This is a genomic window from Flavobacterium sp. (genome assembly GCF_017744675.1).
Classification (GTDB): Bacteria; Bacteroidota; Bacteroidia; order Flavobacteriales; family Flavobacteriaceae; genus Flavobacterium.
Genome location: NZ_JAGIAV010000008.1, coordinates 64,866 through 87,207 on the forward strand (window position 1 = coordinate 64,866; position 22,342 = coordinate 87,207).

19 protein-coding genes and 1 tRNA gene are annotated in these 22,342 nt (G+C 34.2%); 7 read left to right on the plus strand and 13 right to left on the minus strand.

Features of this window, described 5'->3' with window-relative positions; all coding sequences use genetic code 11:
- Positions 1–59: 59 nt before the first annotated feature.
- Complete coding sequence (locus J7574_RS21420) at positions 60–557, plus strand: GNAT family N-acetyltransferase (RefSeq protein WP_290973694.1); 498 nt, start codon at positions 60–62, stop codon at positions 555–557.
- A gap of 48 nt (positions 558–605) precedes the next feature.
- On the opposite strand, the gene J7574_RS21425 is transcribed toward J7574_RS21420, so the two are convergent.
- Positions 606–938 (minus strand): hypothetical protein, encoded by a 333-nt coding sequence (locus J7574_RS21425; RefSeq protein WP_290973697.1) that lies wholly within the window; start codon positions 936–938, stop codon positions 606–608.
- A 415-nt stretch (positions 939–1,353) separates the two neighbouring features.
- Between J7574_RS21425 and J7574_RS21430 the strand changes: the two genes are divergently transcribed.
- Both J7574_RS21430 and J7574_RS21435 read left to right on the plus strand, forming a co-directional pair.
- Positions 1,354–1,425: transfer RNA gene (locus J7574_RS21430), tRNA-Glu, on the plus strand.
- Positions 1,426–1,531: 106 nt separating this feature from the next.
- The gene (locus J7574_RS21435) at positions 1,532–2,731 is read left to right on the plus strand and encodes a PQQ-binding-like beta-propeller repeat protein (RefSeq protein WP_290973700.1); all 1,200 of its coding nucleotides are present in this window, start codon (positions 1,532–1,534) and stop codon (positions 2,729–2,731) included.
- A 58-nt stretch (positions 2,732–2,789) separates the two neighbouring features.
- On the opposite strand, the gene J7574_RS21440 is transcribed toward J7574_RS21435, so the two are convergent.
- Together J7574_RS21440 and J7574_RS21445 are read right to left on the minus strand one after the other, a co-directional pair.
- Complete coding sequence (locus tag J7574_RS21440) at positions 2,790–3,095, minus strand: hypothetical protein (RefSeq protein ID WP_290973702.1); 306 nt, start codon at positions 3,093–3,095, stop codon at positions 2,790–2,792.
- A gap of 235 nt (positions 3,096–3,330) precedes the next feature.
- Entirely contained in the window at positions 3,331–4,173 is an 843-nt protein-coding gene (locus tag J7574_RS21445) for a Two component regulator three Y domain protein (RefSeq protein ID WP_290973704.1), read from the minus strand.
- A 179-nt stretch (positions 4,174–4,352) separates the two neighbouring features.
- Between J7574_RS21445 and J7574_RS21450 the strand changes: the two genes are divergently transcribed.
- Both J7574_RS21450 and J7574_RS21455 read left to right on the plus strand, forming a co-directional pair.
- On the plus strand, positions 4,353–4,841 hold the full coding sequence (locus J7574_RS21450) for a DUF1761 domain-containing protein (RefSeq protein WP_290973707.1): 489 nt from the start codon (positions 4,353–4,355) through the stop codon (positions 4,839–4,841).
- 117 nt (positions 4,842–4,958) lie between these two features.
- A complete protein-coding gene (locus J7574_RS21455) occupies positions 4,959–6,104 on the plus strand; it encodes a GNAT family N-acetyltransferase (RefSeq protein WP_290973709.1) in 1,146 nt (381 codons plus the stop codon).
- Between the two features lie 185 nt (positions 6,105–6,289).
- On the opposite strand, the gene J7574_RS21460 is transcribed toward J7574_RS21455, so the two are convergent.
- Positions 6,290–7,159 carry a diacylglycerol kinase family protein gene (locus J7574_RS21460; RefSeq protein WP_290973712.1) on the minus strand — a complete coding sequence of 290 codons (870 nt, stop codon included), beginning with the start codon at positions 7,157–7,159 and terminating at the stop codon, positions 6,290–6,292.
- Positions 7,160–7,220: 61 nt separating this feature from the next.
- Here J7574_RS21460 and J7574_RS21465 point away from each other — a divergent pair, with 61 nt between their 5' ends.
- The gene (locus tag J7574_RS21465) at positions 7,221–8,183 is read left to right on the plus strand and encodes an App1 family protein (RefSeq protein ID WP_290973715.1); all 963 of its coding nucleotides are present in this window, start codon (positions 7,221–7,223) and stop codon (positions 8,181–8,183) included.
- A gap of 208 nt (positions 8,184–8,391) precedes the next feature.
- On the opposite strand, the gene J7574_RS21470 is transcribed toward J7574_RS21465, so the two are convergent.
- A complete protein-coding gene (locus J7574_RS21470; RefSeq protein WP_290973718.1) occupies positions 8,392–10,311 on the minus strand; it encodes an ABC-F family ATP-binding cassette domain-containing protein in 1,920 nt (639 codons plus the stop codon).
- Between the two features lie 355 nt (positions 10,312–10,666).
- On the opposite strand from J7574_RS21470, the gene J7574_RS21475 reads away from it, so the two are divergent.
- Positions 10,667–11,050, plus strand: a complete 384-nt coding sequence (locus tag J7574_RS21475) for a DUF983 domain-containing protein (RefSeq protein ID WP_290973720.1) — start codon at positions 10,667–10,669, stop codon at positions 11,048–11,050.
- Here the strand turns inward: J7574_RS21475 and J7574_RS21480 are convergent.
- The 8 genes from J7574_RS21480 to topA all read right to left on the minus strand — a co-directional run bounded on the left by J7574_RS21480 (position 11,031) and on the right by topA (position 22,027).
- The gene (locus J7574_RS21480) at positions 11,031–12,104 is read right to left on the minus strand and encodes an FAD-binding oxidoreductase (RefSeq protein ID WP_290973722.1); all 1,074 of its coding nucleotides are present in this window, start codon (positions 12,102–12,104) and stop codon (positions 11,031–11,033) included. The genes J7574_RS21475 and J7574_RS21480 overlap by 20 nt on opposite strands.
- 78 nt (positions 12,105–12,182) lie before the next feature.
- Positions 12,183–13,172, minus strand: coding sequence for a gliding motility protein GldN (gene gldN / locus J7574_RS21485; RefSeq protein WP_290973725.1), 990 nt, complete (start codon positions 13,170–13,172; stop codon positions 12,183–12,185).
- Between the two features lie 178 nt (positions 13,173–13,350).
- Complete coding sequence (gldN, locus tag J7574_RS21490) at positions 13,351–14,340, minus strand: gliding motility protein GldN (RefSeq protein ID WP_290973727.1); 990 nt, start codon at positions 14,338–14,340, stop codon at positions 13,351–13,353.
- 44 nt (positions 14,341–14,384) lie between these two features.
- Complete coding sequence (gene gldM, locus J7574_RS21495; RefSeq protein ID WP_290973730.1) at positions 14,385–15,926, minus strand: gliding motility protein GldM; 1,542 nt, start codon at positions 15,924–15,926, stop codon at positions 14,385–14,387.
- Positions 15,927–15,977: 51 nt separating this feature from the next.
- The gene (gene gldL, locus J7574_RS21500) at positions 15,978–16,625 is read right to left on the minus strand and encodes a gliding motility protein GldL (protein ID WP_290973733.1); all 648 of its coding nucleotides are present in this window, start codon (positions 16,623–16,625) and stop codon (positions 15,978–15,980) included.
- 55 nt (positions 16,626–16,680) lie between these two features.
- Positions 16,681–18,075 carry a gliding motility lipoprotein GldK gene (gene gldK / locus J7574_RS21505; RefSeq protein WP_008467094.1) on the minus strand — a complete coding sequence of 465 codons (1,395 nt, stop codon included), beginning with the start codon at positions 18,073–18,075 and terminating at the stop codon, positions 16,681–16,683.
- 262 nt (positions 18,076–18,337) lie between these two features.
- The gene (locus J7574_RS21510; protein ID WP_290973741.1) at positions 18,338–19,489 is read right to left on the minus strand and encodes a formimidoylglutamase; all 1,152 of its coding nucleotides are present in this window, start codon (positions 19,487–19,489) and stop codon (positions 18,338–18,340) included.
- A 9-nt stretch (positions 19,490–19,498) separates the two neighbouring features.
- Entirely contained in the window at positions 19,499–22,027 is a 2,529-nt protein-coding gene (topA, locus tag J7574_RS21515) for a type I DNA topoisomerase (RefSeq protein WP_290973744.1), read from the minus strand.
- Positions 22,028–22,342: the final 315 nt, after the last annotated feature.

Here is a 22,342-nt window from a genome sequence, read left to right on the forward strand (position 1 = left end):
AATCTAGTGTATTTATTTTCTGTAAATTTCGATATATTTACAAAAGAAAAATCCAATCGATGCGCACTCTTTATCAAAGCCCCAAAATAATTATTCGCGAATTTTTGCCTCAAGAAAAACAATTGTTCTTAGATCTTTTTAAGGACGAACAGGTTACACAATACCTTCCTGAAACTTCACCTGAGCGATATGTCGAAATGTTTAACGAATTGCTTGAGAATTACAAAAAGAAAAATCTTAGCAGATGGGCCATATTTAACACTGTAGATAATGATTTTATAGGAATGTGCGTTGCCCGTATTTTTTTTCACAACTCCAACCAAATAGAAATCGGATATGTACTTGGCAGAAACTATTGGGGAAAAGGCATTGCTACAGAAGTGTGTAAGGCTCTTACGGAGTATAGTTTTGCAAATACAGATACCAAAGAAGTGGTAGCTATAACCGATCTTGACAACGCAGGATCGCAAAATGTACTGCAAAAAGTTGGATTTGAACGATTAGGCAATTTAACGAGAAACCAAGAAGAATTAGCTTATTTTAAGATAGAAAGATAATTTATGACAAAGCTTCAGATTGCTCTGAAGCTTTATTTTTTTATAATTTCACTCCTCATTTGAAGTTTTTCTTATTTCAGAAATAGTACCAAAGATTTGATCTAGCAATTCCATTTCGTCAATAGGAAGCAACTGCAAAGCCATTTCAAGTAAGAGCATTATCTCCATTTCATTTTTTTCAAAATCATCTTTCATGATATTGATACTTGCTTTTAATAAAGTTGAAATAGTCAGATTCAGCTCGGTGTACGAATGCACTTTTAACATCATATTTATAGAATTATCATTACCCTTACGGTCTGAACTTAATTTTGTAAAATACTTCATTTTATCAATCGATTTTAAAAAATCTACCATAGATTCTTCCTCTTCTACTCTCATAATCCTTCCTTTAATTATTTGTATTTACCATCCTTGACTCTTACTACTATTTTAGAATCAAACAAATTTATAAAGATGCAAAGAGAAAATGAGGAACGTATTTGTCCAGTCAAATATGACTGCAGCTTTTTCATCTTCATTTCTTCTTCAAAAAACCATAAGAATATTCCTTTAAAATAAAAATTTCACAATATTTTTAAAAATTATTTTTACATCAAAAACAAACAATAACTCACCTCCTATTACCAAAACAACAAATTCCTAATCAAACCAATACACAAACATTAACTTCATTTATTCACTACTAAGAATCGACAAAATAGGATCATTTATTAAAATCATTCAAAAAGTTTTTTCAAAAAAGCTTTGTACAATCCAAAAATAGTTGCACTTTTGCACCCGCAATAGCAAAGCAGGTCCGTTCGTCTATCGGTTAGGACGCCAGGTTTTCATCCTGGTAAGGGGGGTTCGATTCCCCCACGGACTACTTACTAAGACAAAAAGCTCTAGAGAAATCTGGAGCTTTTTTTGTTTATATTTACTCCGTTAAATCTTTGAGAAAAAACAATCAAAAAATCAACCCAAATCTTAAAATGAAACACAAATTAATTGCCCTTTTATTTGTATTCGCCTCTGCAAATATGTTTGGACAAGCGCCCGACAGCAAAACCAATTATAGCAACAGCAAATTGCCTGCAGAAGAAGCTGTTACCAACAAGTCTTTAAAACCGCTTAAAAAAATCTCTCTAGACGACACTTCGCTTTTAATTTACGATTACGATGGTTCTCTTTTTTCTTGGGATCTAGAGGTAGAAAGTATTGTTTGGACTGTAAAAGCTTCGGATGCTAATACTGAGATGTGCGCCAACAAAATAACGCTTCAGGACGGTGTTGTATACATTCCGTTTGTTAATGGCGAAATTTATGCTGTAGATAACGGAACTGGAACTATTTTCTGGAAATCCAGATTAGGCAATATAACAGATCAAATTGTTTTGAAAGATCAGACTCCGATTATAGCTAACGGAAAACTATTTATAACGGCTCAAAACCAAAATCAGAGCAGTAATTTGTATGCTTTGGATTTAAAAGACGGAAGCTTGGCTTGGAACTACAAATTAGACACGCCAAACAACGATATTGAGCCATTATTTTTCGATAATAAGATTTTTATCCCAAGCGGAAACAATGTATATTGTTTTGAAGCTACCACCGGAAAACTGCTAAACAAAAAAAGCTTTGACGAAACCATGACCGGAAAACCAGTTACAGATGGCGAAAGTGTTTTTATAGCTGGCGATAAAAATTGGCTATACGCATTAAAGCCAAATAGCCTTGATGTTTTATGGCAGTTTAAAATAGAAGAGAATCAAAACAACGTTAAGGAACGCATCGTTTGCCACGACAAAAAACTGTATTTTGCAGCACAAGGCCCAGAAGTTTCGTCTATTTACGCTGTTGATTCTAAAACGGGAACTCAGCTTTGGAAAACCGATTTTAAAGGTGATAATGTCGAATACATCGTTAAAGAGGTTGATAATCTTTGGGGCTATACTCGCAACAAGAAACTTTTTGAATTGGACTTATCAAACGGCGAAATCGCTTTTGAAGAAAAACTAACCACACTTCCTATTTCAAACATCGAATTTCCTGCCGACGATAACTTGCTTTACTATTATTGCGACGCAGGCTTGATTCAGTTCGACCTAAAAGAAAAAGACGAAAACGTATACTATATGCGAACCTCGCTTAAAGACAATCCGTATAGCGCTTATTTAAAGATAATCCGATAACAAACAAAAAAGACCATTTTAAATAATGGTCTTTTTTATTATCTGTTTTGAGAAAAAATTATGCTCTAAACAAAGCGTATTTATTGTAGTTGTACAAAACTTTATCATAAGGAACATAAAGCGAAACGATTTTTTCTGTCGATTCATCAAATTTGATTCCGTTATGCTTTCTAAACAAATAGATTTCTCTTAAGCAATTAGAAAGACTTTGGTGAATTTCACTTGTAAAAGTTGGCAATTTTTTATCTCCAACCAAAAGATCAATCTGATAGTTAGAACTGCTTTTAGACAAATTGTTACCAATAATTCTAATAGTAAAAGTGGTTGGTTTTCCGTATTGTTCTCCTTGATATTGTAGCGTCATGATTTCTTTTTATTAAGCGATTACTATTACCGCCAATTGCTTGGCCTTTGGTTCTCTAGATACTTTTGTTAAAATTATAAAATTTTAGACAAACATAAAAAATCCTTTCTAAATTATATGTTATTTTTTTCAAGAAAGCTTCATGTCTAAAAATACGAAAACCGTAAAAAATTACGGTTTTATTAATTAACTAAATGTAAAATTCATTCATAAGCATCGATTGGTTTTGGGTAAACTATTGTAATTTATTTTCTTGGTTTATTTCTAATAAAAATGGGTTTCCGTCTTCGTCCATCATGGTCATATTTAAAGCGTCTAACAGCGCTATCTTTTTTGAAACTTCTCCTGCAAATTTATTGTACGACAGATTTAATTCTTCGAGATTGCTAAGTTTTTCTATTTCCTTAGGAATATCGCCTGTAAAATCATTGTCAAACAAACTAAAATTCTGCAGTGCATTCCAATTAATGATTTCGTTGGTCAAACTTCCTGATAACTTGTTGTTGTTTAAAAGCAATACTTTTAATCCTGAAATTTTATAAATCGAAGCAGGAAGTTTTCCGTTAATTTGGTTATTACAAACAGCTAAAATTTCCAACTGATTGAGTTTTCCAATTTCTGACGGAAGTTCTCCTGAAATCGCATTCATAAAAAGCTCTAAATCTTTCAATTTTGCTAATTGGCAAATAGAAGACGGAATTGCACCAGACAATTTATTATCTGCCATATTGAGCAATTCTAATTCTTTCAGATTAAAAATCGACGAAGACAAACTTCCTTCAATTTTATTCTTTTCCAGATTGAGCGATTCTAAATTTACAAGATCATAAAGTTCTTCGGGCAATTTTCCTTGCAGATTATTGTCTGCTAAATTAAGCGCCACGACTTTTCCATTTTCAGCTTTAACTCCGTACCAGGTCGAAACAGATAGACTTAAGTCCCACTTCTTTTTCCATTGCAAACCATTTGTTGCATGATACAATTTTATAAGCGCTTCTTTTTCTTTATCCGAAACGGTATCTGCCAAAACACTTAGCGAAAAAGCAAATACTAATGAAATGGTAACTAAAACTTTCATAACAGATTTGGGGATTTGTTACTTCCGTAAAAATATACAATTCACAGCTATAATACACTAAATATCGGTAAAGTTTGATAAAAAAATATTTGTAGGATTTATATTTCTTTTTGTAATTCTGAAAAACCTGCCTCTTTTTTGATTACATTTGAACCAACTAATTCTAAAAACCTCATATCATGCAAATTAACTTCGCAGCTTTGTTTATTGCGGCAATCGTCACGTTGGTAACCGGTTTTATCTGGTACAGCCCAAAAGTATTCGGAACTATCTGGATGAAAGAAAATAATTTTACTCGAGAAGAATTAAAATCGGGAAATATGCTTAAAATCTTCGGATTAACGTACGTTTTTTCTTTGATGATCACGATGACTTTGATGTCGCTGACTATTCATCAGTCTGGTGCAATCGGAATGGTTGGCGGACCTCCTTTAATGGATAGCGCTAAACCGTCTTTTGCTGCTTTTATGGCCGATTATGGAACAGCATACCGAACTTTTAAACATGGCGCATTGCACGGATTTATGTCTGGATTATTCTTTGCATTTCCGCTAATTGGAATTAATGGCTTATTCGAAAGAAAATCGTGGAAATATATTTTCATTCACGCTGGATATTGGATGCTTACGCTCACTCTTATGGGCGGAATTATCTGCGGATTTGCTTAAATAACAACATACAAAACCCGTTTGAAAACTTCTGCAAACGGGTTTTTCTTAATAATAACTTAATTCAGAACAGTTATTGTAAATATTATCTAATTTTGAAGAAATTAGCTCACTCTTTTGAATACAACATATTCTTTCCAGATTTACAAAAGTGCATCGTTATTGCCTTTAGAATGGAACTCGCTTGCAGCAAATAACATTTTTTTGACACGAGAATATCTCGAAGTACTGGAAAATTCATGTCCATTAAATATGACTTGCCATTTTATCGGACTTTTTGAAGAAAAAAAACTAATCGGAATTGTTTTAACGCAGTTCTTATTTGCAGAAAAACTAGAGTCTTTTGGGGAGCGTGACAAATGCTTAAAAACTTCTGTTCGCAATTTTGCTTTAAAGAATTTCGCTTCGCACGTTTTATTCGTTGGAAACAATATGCTTACAGGTCAAAATGCTTTTATTTTTGATAAAACAATTAAAGAGTCAAAAGCAATTAAAACACTTCATAAAGCGATTAATCAATTAAAAAAGGATTTAAAAGAAAGCGGAAAGAAAGTTCACATTACTAGCATAAAAGATTTTACAGCAAAAGAAATAGCACCGCTTCAGGCTGAATTCAAAAACAACTACACGTTTTCTACGCAACCCAATATGATTTTTAAAATCAACGAAAACTGGAAAACAGAACAAGATTATATTGATGCTTTATCCAAAAAATACCGCGATCAATACAAACGCGCGCGTAAAAAATCGGACGGAATTGTAAAGCAACAAATGTCTCTTTCTGACATCAGACAATACGAAGATGTGATTTACGACCTGTATTTTCATGTTGCCAAAAATGCGCCTTTCAACACTTTCTTTCTGGCTCGCAATCATTTTAGCTTTTTTAAAGAAATCATGGGAGAAAATTTTCTTCTGTACGGTTATTTCTTAGACGAAAAACTGATTGGTTTTAACACTTTAATCAAAAACGGCGACGTAATGGATACGTATTTTCTTGGTTATGATGAAAGCGTACAGCGCGAAAAAATGCTATACCTAAACATGCTCTACGATATGATTGCGTATTCTATCAAGAAAGGTTTTCGCGAAATTGTTTTTGCCAGAACCGCACTTGAAATCAAAAGTTCTGTTGGGGCAAAACCTGTTAAAATGTATGGCTTAATTACACATAGCAATGCTTTAATTAATCATAACATTTCTAGGTTTTTCAATTATTTGGAACCCAAAACAGAATGGCAGGAACGTAATCCGTTTAAATAAAATGTGTCGCTCCGCTGGAGCTTTTTAATTTTACGACTAATTTTTCTATAAATATTTCGCTCTTCCAGAGCTAAAAAAAAGCTCCGTTAGGAGCTAAATATCGGTAGAAATTGTTTTATTTACAAGGTTCAAAAGCTCCAGCGGAGCGACATATTTGCGAACCAAAATATTCTTTTAACACAAAATCACGGAACCGCAATTTTCATTTGTTTGTGCAGAATATCAATTTGCAAAGAAGTTTGTGCTCCGCAGTATTCTCCATCAATTTGAAAATTAACGGGATAATCTGTTTTTATCTCTGCTTTGTCGGTTGAAATTATTACAATATCATCAGAATCGATTGGCATATTTCCTGTAATTATTTTTCCGATTAAAAGCAGGTCGAGGCTTTTTAGAATGACAAGCTCAAACTTGCCATCATTCATTGCCCCATTTGGATTAATAATTACGCCTGTTCCGTATTTCTGAGAATTGGCAATCACAATCATTCGCGCTACATGTTCGACTGTTTTATTATTAGCTGAAATAGTCGCTACGAAAGGCTCTTCGGATTCTTTGAGTGTTGTAAATGCTTGTAAAGCGTATCCCCAAAAACCGCGAACATCGCTTTGTTCGTAGTTCTTAACCAAATTGGCGTTTAAACCAAGATCGCTTAAATGAATGCTTTTTTTACCGTTGATGCAAATCATATCCATTTCGATATAATGATGCAAAAACGCTATTTTAAGGTTCTCTTCTATTTCTGCAGGCAGATTTAAATCTACCGAAAGTCCGTTGGCCGATCCTGCGGGTAAAATCCCGATTATAACATCTTGATCTTCCATGGCTTCGGCAACCATTTTTATGGTTCCGTCACCGCCAGCTACAATAATTCGTTCCGGCTCAAATTCATCATATATAGATTGTATCTCTTTTAAATCATTTTTTCCAGTTGTCTCATAGACTTTCAAATCAAAACCATTGGTCGTTGCAAATTCCTCAACAGCATTAATCAAATCCGATTTATCCAAGTCTCCCGAAATCGGATTTACAACAAACAGTATATTCTTTTTCAAAATTTTATTTTTAAAACCAATTAAATTAAGTAAATTACAGTTACATAAATATACGTAATTAATGAAACCAATTCTACAATTATATCGAGGTTATGCAAATGAACAGGAGTTAATTGTAATGGGACACGTTTTAAAAAGAGAGCAGAATTATAATTTCGAAAAAAAGAAATTTAAAAATGCCACTTCAATTCTCAGATTGTTCAGAATAAAGACCATTAAAAATTTTGATGTTTATCTTCATCATAACAATGAAATCATTCATACTAAGACCTTAGATGATGGTTATTTCAAATTCTGCATTCCTCTAGAAAAAGAAACCCATTTTGGATGGACACCTTATGAGGTAAGTTTAAAATATAAAAACGAAACCAAAACCTGCAAAGGGACTTTTATTCGGCCACACAAAGGAAAACTCGGAATTATATCTGATATCGATGATACTTTCCTGATTTCGCACACGAATAATTTCTTTCGCAAACTCTATATTTTACTGTTTAAAAATGTAAATGACCGAAAAGTATTTAAAGATGCTGTACCTCACTATCAAGCTTTGAGTTCTGCTGGAAGAGATAACGCGGAAGAAGTAAATGCTTTTTTCTACATCTCTAGCAGCGAATGGAATTTATATTACTTTATTGCCCAATTCACTCGAATTAACAAATTGCCGAAAGCGGTTTTTCTATTAAAAGACATTAAAAGAGGAATTACAGATTTCTTCATGAGCGGAAGAGGCAATCACGATCATAAATTCGAAAAAATAAAACATGTGGTGGAGTTTTATCCTACCTTAAAATATGTTTTAATGGGCGATGATTCTCAGCACGATCCGATGCTGTATGAAAGAATCTGCAAAATATTTCCTGTTACCGTTATTGCTGTTTATATTAGACAGACAGGCAAAACTCAAAAAAAAGAAGTAAAAAAAATACTTAGCAATTTAGAAAGCCTGAATGTTTCGGTTTGCTATTTTAAAGATAGTAGTACAGCGATTGAACACTCGAGATCTATTGGGATTATTAAATAGGTTGTTTCAAGTTTCAAGTTTCAAGTTTCAAGTTTCAAGTTTCAAGTTTCAAGTTTCAAGTTATTCCTCGTACCTCGGAATAACCGATTGTGTTATGAAGATTGTGGATGTTTTTTAACTAAAAAAAAAAACTTTGTCAAAGTTTAAAACTTTGACAAAGGTTATACGGTTTTAGAAAACTTGAAACCTGAAACTTGAAACAAAAAAACTAAGCATTCATCCCTTCAATCTCTTCCGAAACAACTTCCCAATCAATTAATAATTGCTCTAAATCTTGCTTCTTTTTATTGTAAGCCGTAAAAAATGAAGCATCTTCGATATGTTTGTCATAATTAGTCTCAAGCATTTTATCGTCGTGCTGGATTTGTTTTTCTAATTGCTGAATCTGACTTTCGATTTTGCTTAATCTGTTTTGAAGCGCTTTTGTTTTCTTCTGATCTTCATAAGATATCTTCGCAACTTCTTTTTCTTTTGGAGCTTCTTTTTTAACAACGTCTTTTTTCTCCACTTCGCGCATATTTTCCAAATTACGCTGCTCTAAGAAGAAGTTGATGTCTCCCAGATATTCTTTAATTTTTTGATCTTTAAATTCGTAAACGATATTCGACATTCCTTGAAGAAAATCCCTGTCGTGAGAAACTAATAATAAAGTTCCTCCGAATTTCTGAAGTGCCGCTTTTAAAACGTTTTTAGATTTGATATCTAAGTGGTTCGTTGGCTCATCCATCAGCAGCACGTTAATTGGCTGTAACAGCAATTTACAAAGTGCCAAACGGTTACGCTCTCCTCCAGATAACACCTTTACTTTTTTCTCTACATCATCTCCACGGAAAAGGAAAGAACCTAACATATCACGAACTTTCATTCGGTTTGTATCTGTCGCTGCATCTTCCATGGTTTGAAGCAAAGTAATTTCTCCGTCTAAATATTCAGCTTGATTTTGAGCAAAATATCCTAATTGTACATTATGCCCCAATTTAATATTTCCTTCGTACTCAAACTCGTTTACCAGCGCTTTAATAAAAGTAGACTTTCCTTGTCCGTTTTGTCCAACAAAAGCAATTTTACTTCCTCTTTCAACTAATAAACTAATATCTTTAAGAATCGTTTTGTCTCCGTACGCTTTTGTTACATGCTCCGCTTCAATAACTACTTTTCCTGGCTCTTTAGAAACGGGAAAAGAGATATTCATTACCGAATTGTCATCTTCGTCAACTTCGATTCTTTCTACTTTATCTAATTTTTTAATCAACGATTGCGCCATTGAAGCTTTTGAAGCTTTTGCACGGAATTTCTCGATTAATTTTTCTGTTTCTTCAATCTTTTTCTGCTGATTCTTTTGAGTTGCTAATTGCTTCTCACGAATTTCATGACGCAGTTCCAGATATTGCGTATAAGGTTTATTGAAATCGTACGCTTTTCCTAAAGAGATTTCGATTGTTCTGTTGGTAACATTATCCAAAAACATTTTATCGTGCGATACAATTACCACAACTCCAGGATAATTGCGAAGGAAATTCTCTAACCAAATGATACTTTCGATATCTAAGTGGTTGGTTGGCTCATCCAGAAGCAATACATCATTTGACTGCAATAAAAGTTTTGCAAGCTCGATACGCATTCTCCATCCTCCAGAAAAAGTTTCGGTTTGGTTATTGAAAACCTCTCTTTTGAAACCAAGACCTAAAAGAATTTTCTCGGTATCTCCAACATAATTATAACCTCCAAGAAGATCAAAACGATGTGTGTAATCAGACAGATCTTCAATGATTTGTCCGTATTCTTCACTTTCATAATCGGTTCTAGTCACCAATTGATGATTGATTTCTTCTAGTTTTTTCTCGACAACTTTAATTTCAGTAAAAGCTTCATAAGCTTCTTCCAAAACGGTTCTTCCTTGTTCAAAATCAATATCCTGACGAAGGAATCCCATTTTAATATCTTTCTCTTGCGAAATAACGCCTGAATCTGGTTTAAAGTCACCAGCCAGCATTTTAAGCATTGTAGATTTACCCGCTCCGTTTTTACCAACAAGACCAACACGGTCGCCAGCACCTAAACGAAAAGTAACTTCTTCAAATAAATAGGTTCCTCCAAAAGAAACGGAAAGATTGTGTATATTAAGCATAATATGTTTCTGAAATTCTAGAAATTAAAAAAACTGTAAAACAGTGATTTGCTGTTTACAATTTTGAAAGTGCAAAAGTATAACTTTTAATTGAAGTTTTTATACTGAAAAACAATAGCTTTTGGAATATTAGAAAACTAAAAACCTTATGCCAATTTGAACTTTTAGAAAAAAAGAAAATAGTCTGTAATGGATATTATACTCCAAAACAAATCAAAGCGAGCTGTAAGTTTTTATCCTGATTTAAGTAGCTTAAAGCTTGAAAATACCTTATATTTGCTTTAAATAAACTCTCCGATTCACACTGTATCCAAATACCATCGCGGTGAATTAAAGACGATAAAATTTATTTAAAATGTTCAAAAGAGGCTCCAAACTAAATAGTATTCTAACAGGAAGTTGTCCAAAATGCCAAAAAGAAAGCATGTACGAAGACAAGAATCCACTTCACTTAAGCAAAGTTCTCAAAATGAACGATCATTGCAGCCATTGCGGATTCAAATACCAGATTGAACCTTCGTTTTTTTATGGTGCTATGTATGTTAGTTATGCTCTAAACGTAGCTGTAGGTGTTGCTGCCTTTATCGTTTCTTTTGTGTTTTTTAACACCACAATAGAACAGTCATTTTTGGCAATTATTGTTACACTGGTCCTTTTATTTCCTTTTGTATTACGCCTTTCGAGAAACCTTTACATCAATATGTTTGTTTCTTACGATCCTAACGCTGGTCAGAAGTAAGAGTCTTCAAATATCTTTTATGGAATCGCTTAATATCGGCTTCACGGTCTAACGGAATATTATTTTCGATATGATCGTATAAAGCTTGTGCCATTGCAGGACCAAGCATTACACCTCGTGTGCCCAATCCGTTAAGAATGTGCAACGATTTGTGCTTTTCATGCGTTCCAAGCAAAGGTCTTCTATCGGCAACTGTTGGACGGACTCCCGCAAAGTGTTTTACTATTTCGAAATCGCAAGTAATGATTTCTTTTATACGTTCTACAAGTTCTTGCTTCCCTTCTTCCGTCGGTTCAGCCGTTTTATCATACCAATTGTAAGTTGCTCCAACTTTAAACAAATCATCGCCCAGAGGCAAAATAAAAACGCTTGTATTTACAATTACATCAAGATTCAAATCTGGTGCTTTTATAATAAACAACTCTCCTTTTGTTCCATCTAAAGGAAGATAGTTAAAAAAAGGATTTTTATGCATTCCGAAACCTTCTGCGAAAATAACATTTCGCGCTTGAATATCTTTGTACTGAATTCCTGAATCTAGAAACTCTATATGATTGGTATCAAAGGATTCTTCTCTCAATAAACTATTTTGCAGCAAATATTTTTTATAGGCATCCAACAATAAAGCAGTGTCTACATATCCCGTATGCAAAACTTCGCCATAATCGTATGGAGAATCGATACTATTGTATTTTTTAGAAATTAGCTTAGTCGAAAGAAAAGGCGACAAATTTATTTTATCTGAAGCTGCAAACCAATTGTTCTGCTCTTCAATAGAAAAAAACTTTCTTAAAACTGGCATTTTAAAATTGAACTTTTCATTTAGTTTTCCTTCCACCTGATTATAAAAATCATTCATTAGCCCCAATTGCTCTTTTGCATTCCAAACTTCGCTAAAACGCTTTAAAATTACCGGATTGTACAAACCGCCCGCAACTCTAGAAGAATTTTGAGATTTGTCATCTAAAAGCAAAATAGATTTGTTGTTCTTAAGGGCAACTTCGGCAAAAGAAATTCCAGCTAAACCAGATCCGACAATTAAATAATCAAGCATTGTGAAGTGTATAGATAAAATAAAAAAACTCTTACTACAAAGGTAGCAAGAGTTTTTCTTATTATTTGATATAAGACCTTAGTAATTCCACATATCCTCTTCAAAATTACGAATCTTCTCTTTTACTCGTTCTGATTCTAACAATTGGGCTTGTGCATTGTCTTTAATATAATCTTTAATGTCACGATCTCCATACACATTTTCTTCACGATAAATAACAGAATTAAATCTCCTTGAATTTAATATCTGATCGAAGGAAATTGGCAGAGCTGAATTTTTATCGTTAAAAGCTTTTCCCTCATGCAATACCTCTCTCGCATTTGGGAAGAAAACCCAAAACAGCTCGATATAATCTTTCTCGTCGCTGTTCATAGTATAAACATCGGGCGTTACAGGGCAAATCCCCAGCAGGCGGTATTTTAAATCGCTTTGCCTTTTATCAAAATACCAAAACCCTTTAATCTTATACATACTTACATCGGCAGCAGTTAAGTCTTGTTTCAAAATGTATTCGGCAGGAACTGTTCTCGTCGGCCCTACTGTTTGATCTACATAAGTAACCTTTTTGTTTTTTCCTGTACCAGTAACCACCTTCTTCTTAACAACACGCGTTCTATAATCATCAGGATATTGGTTGATCAGTTCTCGCCCTGCATCTGTAGTATCGACACGAGATAAGGCGCCTTGAATATCTTTTAGAGATTTCTTCGTATTAAAATAGCTATCCGCATAAACTTCTGTTATCCTTCCACTTCTAATTCCTTTCGTCAAAATATCATAAAGTGAACGCCTGTCTGGACCGATATTGGCAGTATCTACAGGAAAGTATAAAGGGAAATTGATTTTTTCGTTTAAATCGATAATTTCCCAAACCATTTTTCCCATTAAAACATCACGATCATCGACATAACCATACGCCAAAGGTTTATCATTATCCGATATCATTTGAGCGGCCGTCTTAATCCCTATTTGATCGGCAGTTTTGGCATTAAGTAAATTAGACTGAGCATTAGAAGATACGCTTCCTAGAACAGTAACAATAGCAATTAATAAATTTCTAACTTTCATCATGATAATTTTTACAAGACATTAAACGAAATTTTATTACAAATATTGTTATTTTTCTTACATAAATAAAATATAATGCGTTAAAACTTATAAGACAGCGTTATTAATTTATTGACATAAAAAAAACTCTTACTACAAAGGTAGTAAGAGTTTTTTAATTATAGTACTATGTATCAACTTAGTAGTTCCACATATCTTGTTCGAAGTTGCGAATTTTTTCTTTCACTCTTTCAGATTCCAACAACTGATTTTGTGCGTTGTCTTTCATGTAATCGCTAATTGCTCTGTCTCCGTAAAGGTTTTCTTCTTTGTAAACAACAGCATTAAAACGTCTTGAATTTAAAATCTGATCAAATGAAATTGGAAGAGCTGAGTTGTTGTCATTGAAAGCTTTTGCTTCATGCAATGCTTCTCTGGCATTTGGGAAGAATACCCAAAACAATTCAATATAATCCTTTTCATCACTATTCATTGTATAAACGTCTGGAGTTACAGGACAAATTCCTAGTAAACGATATTTCAATTCACTTTGACGTTTATCAAAATACCAGTATCCTTTAATTTTATACTGAGTAACATCTGCAGCAGTAAGATCTTGTTTTAAGATATATTCAGCAGGAACCGTTCTTGTTGGCCCAACTGTCTCTTCAACATAAGAAACTGACTTGTTTTTACCTTTACCAGAAACCACTTTTTTCTTCACAACGCGTGATTTGTAGTCATCTGGGTATTGGTTAATAAGCTCTCTACCAGCATCTGTTGTATCAATACGAGATAATGATCCTTCGATGTCTTTCATAGATTTTTTAGTGTTGAAATAACTGTCAGTATATACTTCAGTAACTTTTCCACTTTTAATAGCTTTAGTTAAAACGTCATAAAGAGAACGTCTGTTAGGACCAATATTAGCTGTATCTACCGGAAAGTACATTGGGAAGTTTATCTTTTCATTCAAATCAATGATTTCCCATGTTGTTTTTCCCATCAAGATATCTCTATCATCTACATAACCATAAGCCAATGGCTTATCATTATCAGATATTAATTGAGCAGGAGTTTTAAGTCCAATCTGAGCAGGAGTTTTAGCGTTTAGCAAATTAGATTGCGCATTAGAAGCAAAACCTCCAGCGATAGAAACAATAGCTATTAAAAAATTTCTTACTTTCATCGTGGTATCGTTATAAGATATTGAATGTAGCTTACACTACTTTATTATTGTATTTCGTAAATTACAGGAGCAGTTCTTGGTAATAAATAACTACCAGCTCCAACAAGTTTAGTTTTAATTTCAGAAATAGTAACTTGGTCTCCTTTACCTGCTCTTGAAAGTACTTGTTTACATTGTGCATTCATTTTGTTTCCTGTAACAACCACTGTAGGCTGTCCAGCAATTTTCATATTGAATCCAACAACATCTAAACCAACTTCAAAATCAAAATCAAGAAGTTTAGCTCCAATAGTAGCAATCTCTAAGTTAGATTTAGGACCTTTAACAACTCCCATCTCACCTCTAATTGTTCCTGTTGGACCAGGAATACCTTTAATTCTGAATGTTTTCTTATCAGTTACTTTATCACCGTTTGGTAAAGTACCTGTTACAGAGATTGTAGTTTCAGTACCTTGACCTGGGCTCATGTTATATTTTCCTGGTTTTCCAGCAGAAGCTAAACCTGGAGCACTAGCAACAATTTTGTTTGCATCAACACCTGCAAAAGATACAGAGATTGGGTTAACAACTCCTCTGTACACTACATTCATTTTGTCTGCCGAAATTGTAGCTGCGTTTGGTCTTGGAACTACTACATATTTTCCAGAGAATTTTAATGGAATATTTTTTCCGTCCTCTAAGAAAGTAAATTGTCCGTTGATGTCTTGCTCTCCAACTCCACCAGCAGTTAAAGAGATAACAGCTTGTCCGTTAACGATTTGTCCAGGACCTTGGAATGAAGTAGGTTTTGTGTTTTCGTCATAACGACCTAAAACTACTTTTCCTGTTACTTTTTCACCTTGGAAATAAGCATTTTTATCTAAAACAACGATTGCTTGGTAGTTGCTGTAAGAAGCAGCAGCAACTGCAGCTTTACCTAATGCACTGTTGTAAACGTCAGCTTCAGTTTTCTTAACGTCATTTTGCCAAGCTGAAAGTTTTGCAGCTGTAGCAATAGCTGGGAATCCTTTAAAGTGGTAAGCTAAGTATTTTTCTTTAAGACCTTCTTTGTTTTTCACATCAGAAACGTCAAATTTTTTCTCAACCTCAGAAATGATTCCAGCGTATTTTTTGTCTGTTCCTAAAGCTGCTTTAATATCAGCTTTATATTTTTCGATTTTAGAGATAATTTCGTTACCTTTTTTAGTGTAACCGTCTCCTGTAAACCAGTCGTCGATATTATCTCCTCTATCCATAGACTCATAAGGCATTTTTCCAGTTGCTTTATCAACTTCAAAACCTTTAACAGCCTGAGCTTTTAGAGTAGCTATATAATCATAAAATTCTTTTGTAATTGTTTCAACTTTGTGAGCTGTAGTTGCAGCAACAGCAAATTCTCCTTTTGCCTCAGCTGCTTTTTGATCTAAAGACATTAATAAACTAGCGTTTGTCTCTGTTGAACTAGTATTTGCACCTTCAAATTTTTCATTCATCAAACCAAAAGCAGAAATTACTTCTTTTGATACGTTCATTGCTAACATTGCGATGAAAACCAGATACATCAGGTTGATCATCTTCTGTCTAGGGGTTAATTTTCCTCCTGCCATTTTTTTCTAATTAGTTCTTATTAATAAATTTAATATTTAGTTAAAAACTAATTATCCTTTGTTACTCATTGCAGAAAGCATACCACCATAAACGCTGTTTAAAGAAGCAATGTTTGCAGTCATAGATGCCATTTGCTCTTTCAATTTAGAAGCATTTTCAGCGATTTCTTTGTTAGCCTCAGCATTTCTAGAAGCACTTTCTAATTGTACTTTATATAAACTGTTTAATGATTCCATTTGAGCAGCAGCTAAAGATAATTCTTCAGAATATTTCTTTTGTCCTGCGATTGAATCTACAGTTGGAGCAATTCCTTTAGCAGCAGATTCGAAGTTTTTGATGCTGTTTCCTAAACTTGACATTAATTCACCGTCAATTTTAGCTTCTTTTAATAATGAATCTAATTTTTGAGATAATAATCCTTGAGCGTCACCTGGAGTTTCAGTTTTAGCTTTTTTCTCTCTTGCTTGTCCATTAGCTAATTCTGGGTAAACTAGAGTCCAATCTAGTTCTTCTTCAACTGGTTCGAAAGCAGAAAGCGCGAAAATTAACGCCTCAGTTACTAATCCTACAGAAAGCATAACTGTACCAGTCAACGGTCCAATCTCAAAGTGAGTAATTTTGAATAACGCTCCAACGATTACCACTGCCGCTCCCATACCATAAGCGAAATTCATTGCTTTTTTACTTAATAATGCCATAATACTTTTTTTTTAGGTTTAAAATAGATTTGTTGGATATTGATAAAATTATAAATTACTTTTTTCTGTTTCCGGTAACTTGCGTTCCCATATAATCTTGTACAGTTCTGAATCCGATATAACTTCTAGCAGAATCTGCATATTCGTGGTCACGAGTGCTTACCTGTAGGAAATAAGCAACGTCTTTCCAAGAACCTCCACGAACAACTTTTCTTTGGTTTTTACCATCGATTACGTTTGGATTCATTGTAGAAACATATTCGTAAGCGTTTGGATTGTAAGCTGAATCTGTCCACTCTGAAACGTTTCCTGCCATGTTGTATAATCCGTAACCGTTTACATCGTAAGATTTAGCTTCTACTGTATAAAGTGCCTCATCAGCAGCATAATCTCCTCTACTTGGTTTAAAGTTTGCTAAGAAACAACCTCTATCACTTTTAGTATAAGGACCTCCCCAAGGGTAAGTAGCAGACTCCAGACCTCCTCTAGCAGCGTACTCCCATTCTGCCTCAGTTGGCAATCTGAAAGCATTTACTAAATCACGTCCTTTTTTCTTAGATTTAATGTAGCTGTTTTTGTTTAATGTTCTCCAAGCACAGAATGCTTTAGCTTGTTTCCAAGTAACACCTACTACAGGATAATCTCCATAAGCTTTGTGCCAAAAATAATCGTTATGCATTGGCTCATTGTATGAGTAAGCGAAGTCTTTAATCCAAACAGCAGTATCAGGATAAACATTTACTTGTTCCGTTTTTACGAAGTCGCTTCTTTTTCCAACTTTTGCTTTTGCAGCAGCTTGAATATCCATCCAAGAATAACGGAATTTCAATTTATTTACATCAATTGTTCTTAAACCATTGTATGATTCTTCAATTGGCAAATACATAGAATCCATTACTTCAGCGTAATACTCATCTGGATATGCTTTTGTATCTTTAATTAGCTTAACTTTTCTGTTTAACTTCCTTCCAGCATACGGATCATCTTTAGTACCAACACTATAGTAGTTGTCGTACATATATTTATCGTAAGCTGTCATTTTTTCTGGATCAGAATCATTAAAAGCGTAGTCAGCAATACTTCCGCCTTTTTTACCTTTTCCATCAGTAGCTTTTTGTCCGGTTTCGTCTGCTAAGATTGCTAAACGAACTCTCATTGTAGAATCTTTTACCCACTCTACAAATTGACGATACTCACTATTTGTAATTTCGGTTTCATCCATATAGAATGAACGAACTGTTACAGTTTTAGTTGGAGCATCTTCTACGTTAGCTAAATCAGCATCTGATTTACCCATAATAAAAGATCCGCCTGGAACCAAAGTCATTCCATAAGGTTTTTCAGGATGCCATTTCCCTCCTGTAACACCAACTAATTCACCTTTGTCACCTGACTTACCACAGCCGATTACTAGTGTTAACATTGCTGCAAATGCAATAAACTTCTTCATATAAATTTGGGATTATCTATTCATTATTAAAAGTCCGTAAACGTATTTATTATTTATCTAAAAAACAATACTACTTGCGAATTTATTTTACCGTTCAAAAATAATGTTAAATAAAATAAAAAAAAAATATTTTATCGATAAACTGCCACAAAAAATCGATGTAAAACGTTAATTTTTATGTTATATATGTATTTTCTTACTAATTAATTTTAACGTTTTTTTACACGTTTTAAAAACCTAAGAATTCACTTAAATTTTTGATCTACAAAGCATTTTTTCGTTGCGCTTTCCACCATCTTTCTGGCAATTCTTGATTGCAAGCCGACAAATATTCGTCGTAAGAACATGGTAATAACGTATTTCTTTTCAATTTATTGCTGCCGTTTGATTCATATGGAATTTCTATCCACCAACGGTCTGTTTTATCACTTTTATAGAAGATTAATTCTTCATCATCAAGCGGAACTATATACTTTAAATAGTTTGCTCGGCTACCAAATGGATATTCTTTTGAGCGATAGTGGTACCCTTCAATAAAATACCATACAATTTGAGCAATAATAGCCGATTCGGCTAATGTGCTGTTGTGATTGAACACCCCAAAAGAAGAAACTTTATCGCTAATACCGGCATATCTAGCCAAAGCACAAATTTCTTTTCCATTAAATCCGTTTGGCTCAAAAGTCACCATATTTCCTGACGCAGAAGACTTTACCGAATTTAAATCTATACTAACCAAGTCTGCATCTCTAAATACAGGCTCTGCCAAAGTAATTTTATTCGAAATTTCACCCAATCGATACGCATCAAAAAACAGTTTTTCGATCAAATCGATTTCTTCTTGTGAATTATAATACGTCTGATATCCTATATTACAATAGTTGAAGAGATTATTTGGCTCATCAATAATAATTTTTGTTAAATAGGAGTTAGCCGAAACAGACTCATTTTCCTTGCCAAAATCAAACTTATTATCAACTGCAACCAAATTTACCATCTGCTCCAAATCGTCGTAAGCGCGATACAAAGCATAGGTCAGATCCTGAGAACCTCCCAGGACTATAGGAATGACTTTATTCTTAATTAATGTAGCCGTAACCTTCTTTAAAGCATAATATGTATCTTCTACAGAATCGCCAGCAAGTATATCTCCCAGGTCTGCGATTGAAGCATCCCAGTTGCCTGGAAACATGCTGTAAAGCTTTTTACGTACAGCAGAAAGATTAACTTCGTTAATCATTTTGATGTTGGTACGGTCTTCTAAAACACCAATTATAGCGATATTAATCTGTTCAATATCAGGAAACTGATCTTGGGTATGAAAGACAACTTTGCTTCCAAGCTCTTGCGAAGACAGTGCGCTGACGAATTTTACAATTCCGTCATTAACTGGTTCTAGAAAATCAAATTCCATTTATATACTTTATTTCTTTTTAGCAGCTGTTTTTTTCGCTGGTGCCTTTTTAGCTGTTGTTGATTTAGCTGCAGTTTTCTTTGCAGGTGTTTTTTTCGCTGGTGCTTTAGCAGCAATCATTTCTTGAACCTGAGCCAATGTTAATTTTGTTGCATCAACATCTTTGCTTAATTCAATTTTTGTTTTTCCTTTCAGAATCACAGAACGTCCCCAACGGGCTTTTTCTACTACAATTCCTTCTTCTTCCCAGTTATGAATAACTTTATCGATATTCTTCTGAAGCTTTTCTTCAATCAACTCTTCAACATCAGCTTGAGAAAGATTATCAAAATTGTATTTTTTGTTTACGTTTACAAAAAGTCCGTTCCATTTAATGAATGGCCCAAAACGCCCCACTCCTTTTTGAACTGCTTCTCCTTTATAAACTGCAATTGGCGCATCGGCAACTGCTTTTTCATCAATTAGCTCTTGAGCTCTTTCTTTAGAAACATTAAGCGGATCTTCTCCTCTTGGCAATGAAATAAAAACGCTTCCGTGACGAACATAAGGACCGTAACGGCCATTATTCACTTCTACTTCTTCTCCTTTATATTCACCTAAACTTTTTGGAAGCAAGAACAAGTTCAAAGCTTCTTCTAGTGTGATGTTTCCTATATTTTGATCTGCCATCAAACTGGCAAACTTTTTATCTTCATCATCTGCTTCTCCAATCTGTGCCATTGGCCCAAATTTTCCTAAACGAACAGAAACTTGTCTTCCGTCAGCATCTTTTCCTAGAATTCTTTCACCACTTTCGCGTTCCGCATTTGCTTCAACTTCTTTTACATTTGGATGAAACTGATTGTAGAAATCCTGCATCATTTTTGCCCAGTCGATGTTTCCTTCGGCAATTTCGTCAAAATCCTGTTCTACTTTTGCAGTGAAATTATAATCTAGAATGTTTCCGAAATTCTTTACCAAGAAATCCGTAACGATAGTACCGATATCGGTTGGAACTAATTTTCCTTTATCAGAACCTGTATTTTCTTTTAGAACTTTTTCTCCTACTTTACTATTTTGTAAAGTAAGCTGCGTATAATTACGTTCTACACCTTCCAATGTTCCTTTTTCAACATAATTTCTATTGATAATTGTTGAAATAGTTGGAGCATAAGTTGATGGACGCCCAATACCTAGTTCCTCTAATTTTTTAACCAAAGATGCCTCTGTATAACGTGCCGGCGGTCTTGAATATCGTTCTGTGGCTGTAATATAGTTATTAGCCAGTTTTTCGTTTACTTTTAAAGCCGGAAGCATTCCTTCTTGCTCTTCTTCGTCATCATCATGACCTTCTAAGTACACTTTTAAGAAACCTTCAAAAAGCAATACTTCTCCAGAAGCTGTAAAAATTTCGCTATGATTATCTGCTTCAATTTTTACATTTGTTCTTTCCAACTGCGCATCGCTCATTTGCGAAGCTAAAGTTCTTTTCCAGATCAAATCGTATAAACGAGCTTGGTCACGATCGATATTTACAGAATGGCGAGACATATCTGTCGGACGAATTGCTTCGTGCGCTTCTTGCGCTCCTTTATTTTTATTAGCAAAAACACGAGGTTTCGAATACTCTTTTCCGTAAGATTTGATGATTTCTGCTTCAGCCGCGTTCATCGCTTCTGTAGAAAGATTCACAGAGTCGGTTCTCATATAGGTAATAAGTCCCGCCTCGTATAAACGCTGTGCTAACTGCATGGTAATTCCAACTGGCAAGTATAATTTTCTTGCTGCTTCTTGTTGCAACGTAGAAGTTGTAAAAGGTGCTGTTGGAGATTTTTTGGTAGGTTTAGTTTCTAAATCGGCTACCTTATATTTAGAACCGATGTTTTGATTTAAGAAATCTTCGGCTTCTTTTTTAGTATTGAAGTTTTTTGGCAATTTTGCCTTGAAAGCTTTTCCTGCTTCATTTACAAATTCTGCAACAATTGAATATGTTGCTACCGCATTAAAATTTTGAATCTCGCGTTCTCTTTCTACAATCAGACGTACAGAAACCGACTGTACACGACCTGCTGAAAGTCCGCCTTTGATTTTTCTCCATAAAACCGGAGATAACTCATAACCTACTAAACGGTCTAGAACACGACGTGCCTGCTGTGCGTTTACTAAATTATAGTCAATTTCTCTTGGATTATCAATTGCTTTAAGAATCGCAGATTTTGTAATCTCGTGAAAAACAATTCGTTTGGTTTTTTTTGTATCCAGCTTTAATTCTTCCGCCAAGTGCCATGAAATAGCCTCTCCCTCGCGGTCCTCATCGGATGCTAACCAAACCGTTTCGGCATTCTTAGAAAGTGATTTTAGTTTCGTTACCAAGGCTTTTTTATCGGGAGATACTTCATATTTAGGTTTAAAACCATTTTCTACATCTACTCCTATTTCCTTTGATGGTAAGTCTGCTATGTGACCATAACTTGACTCAACCTGAAAGTCGCTTCCGAGAAATTTCTCGATCGTTTTCGCCTTTGCAGGTGACTCCACTATTACTAAATTCTTTGCCATTGCTCTTATTTTCTGCAACAAAAGTATTTATTTTTTTTAAATATTAACCTTACGAATGCATTTTTGAAGTATTTTGATATTATGAAACTTAAAATTGCAGATTTATCTGTAATAATATCGATAATATATATAGGTATAACTTTTAATGATTTATGACCGAGAAATGTGCTTTTTGAAACCTATTTTCATAGCCCAGATTGAAATGGATTGCCCGGAGTAAAAAAAGCAAAAGTTTCTTGGTTTAAAAAAGCGACCAACGGAAGCTCTTTTTAAAACATTAGAAACTTTGCTTTTTTTATGAGGACAAGGAATGGA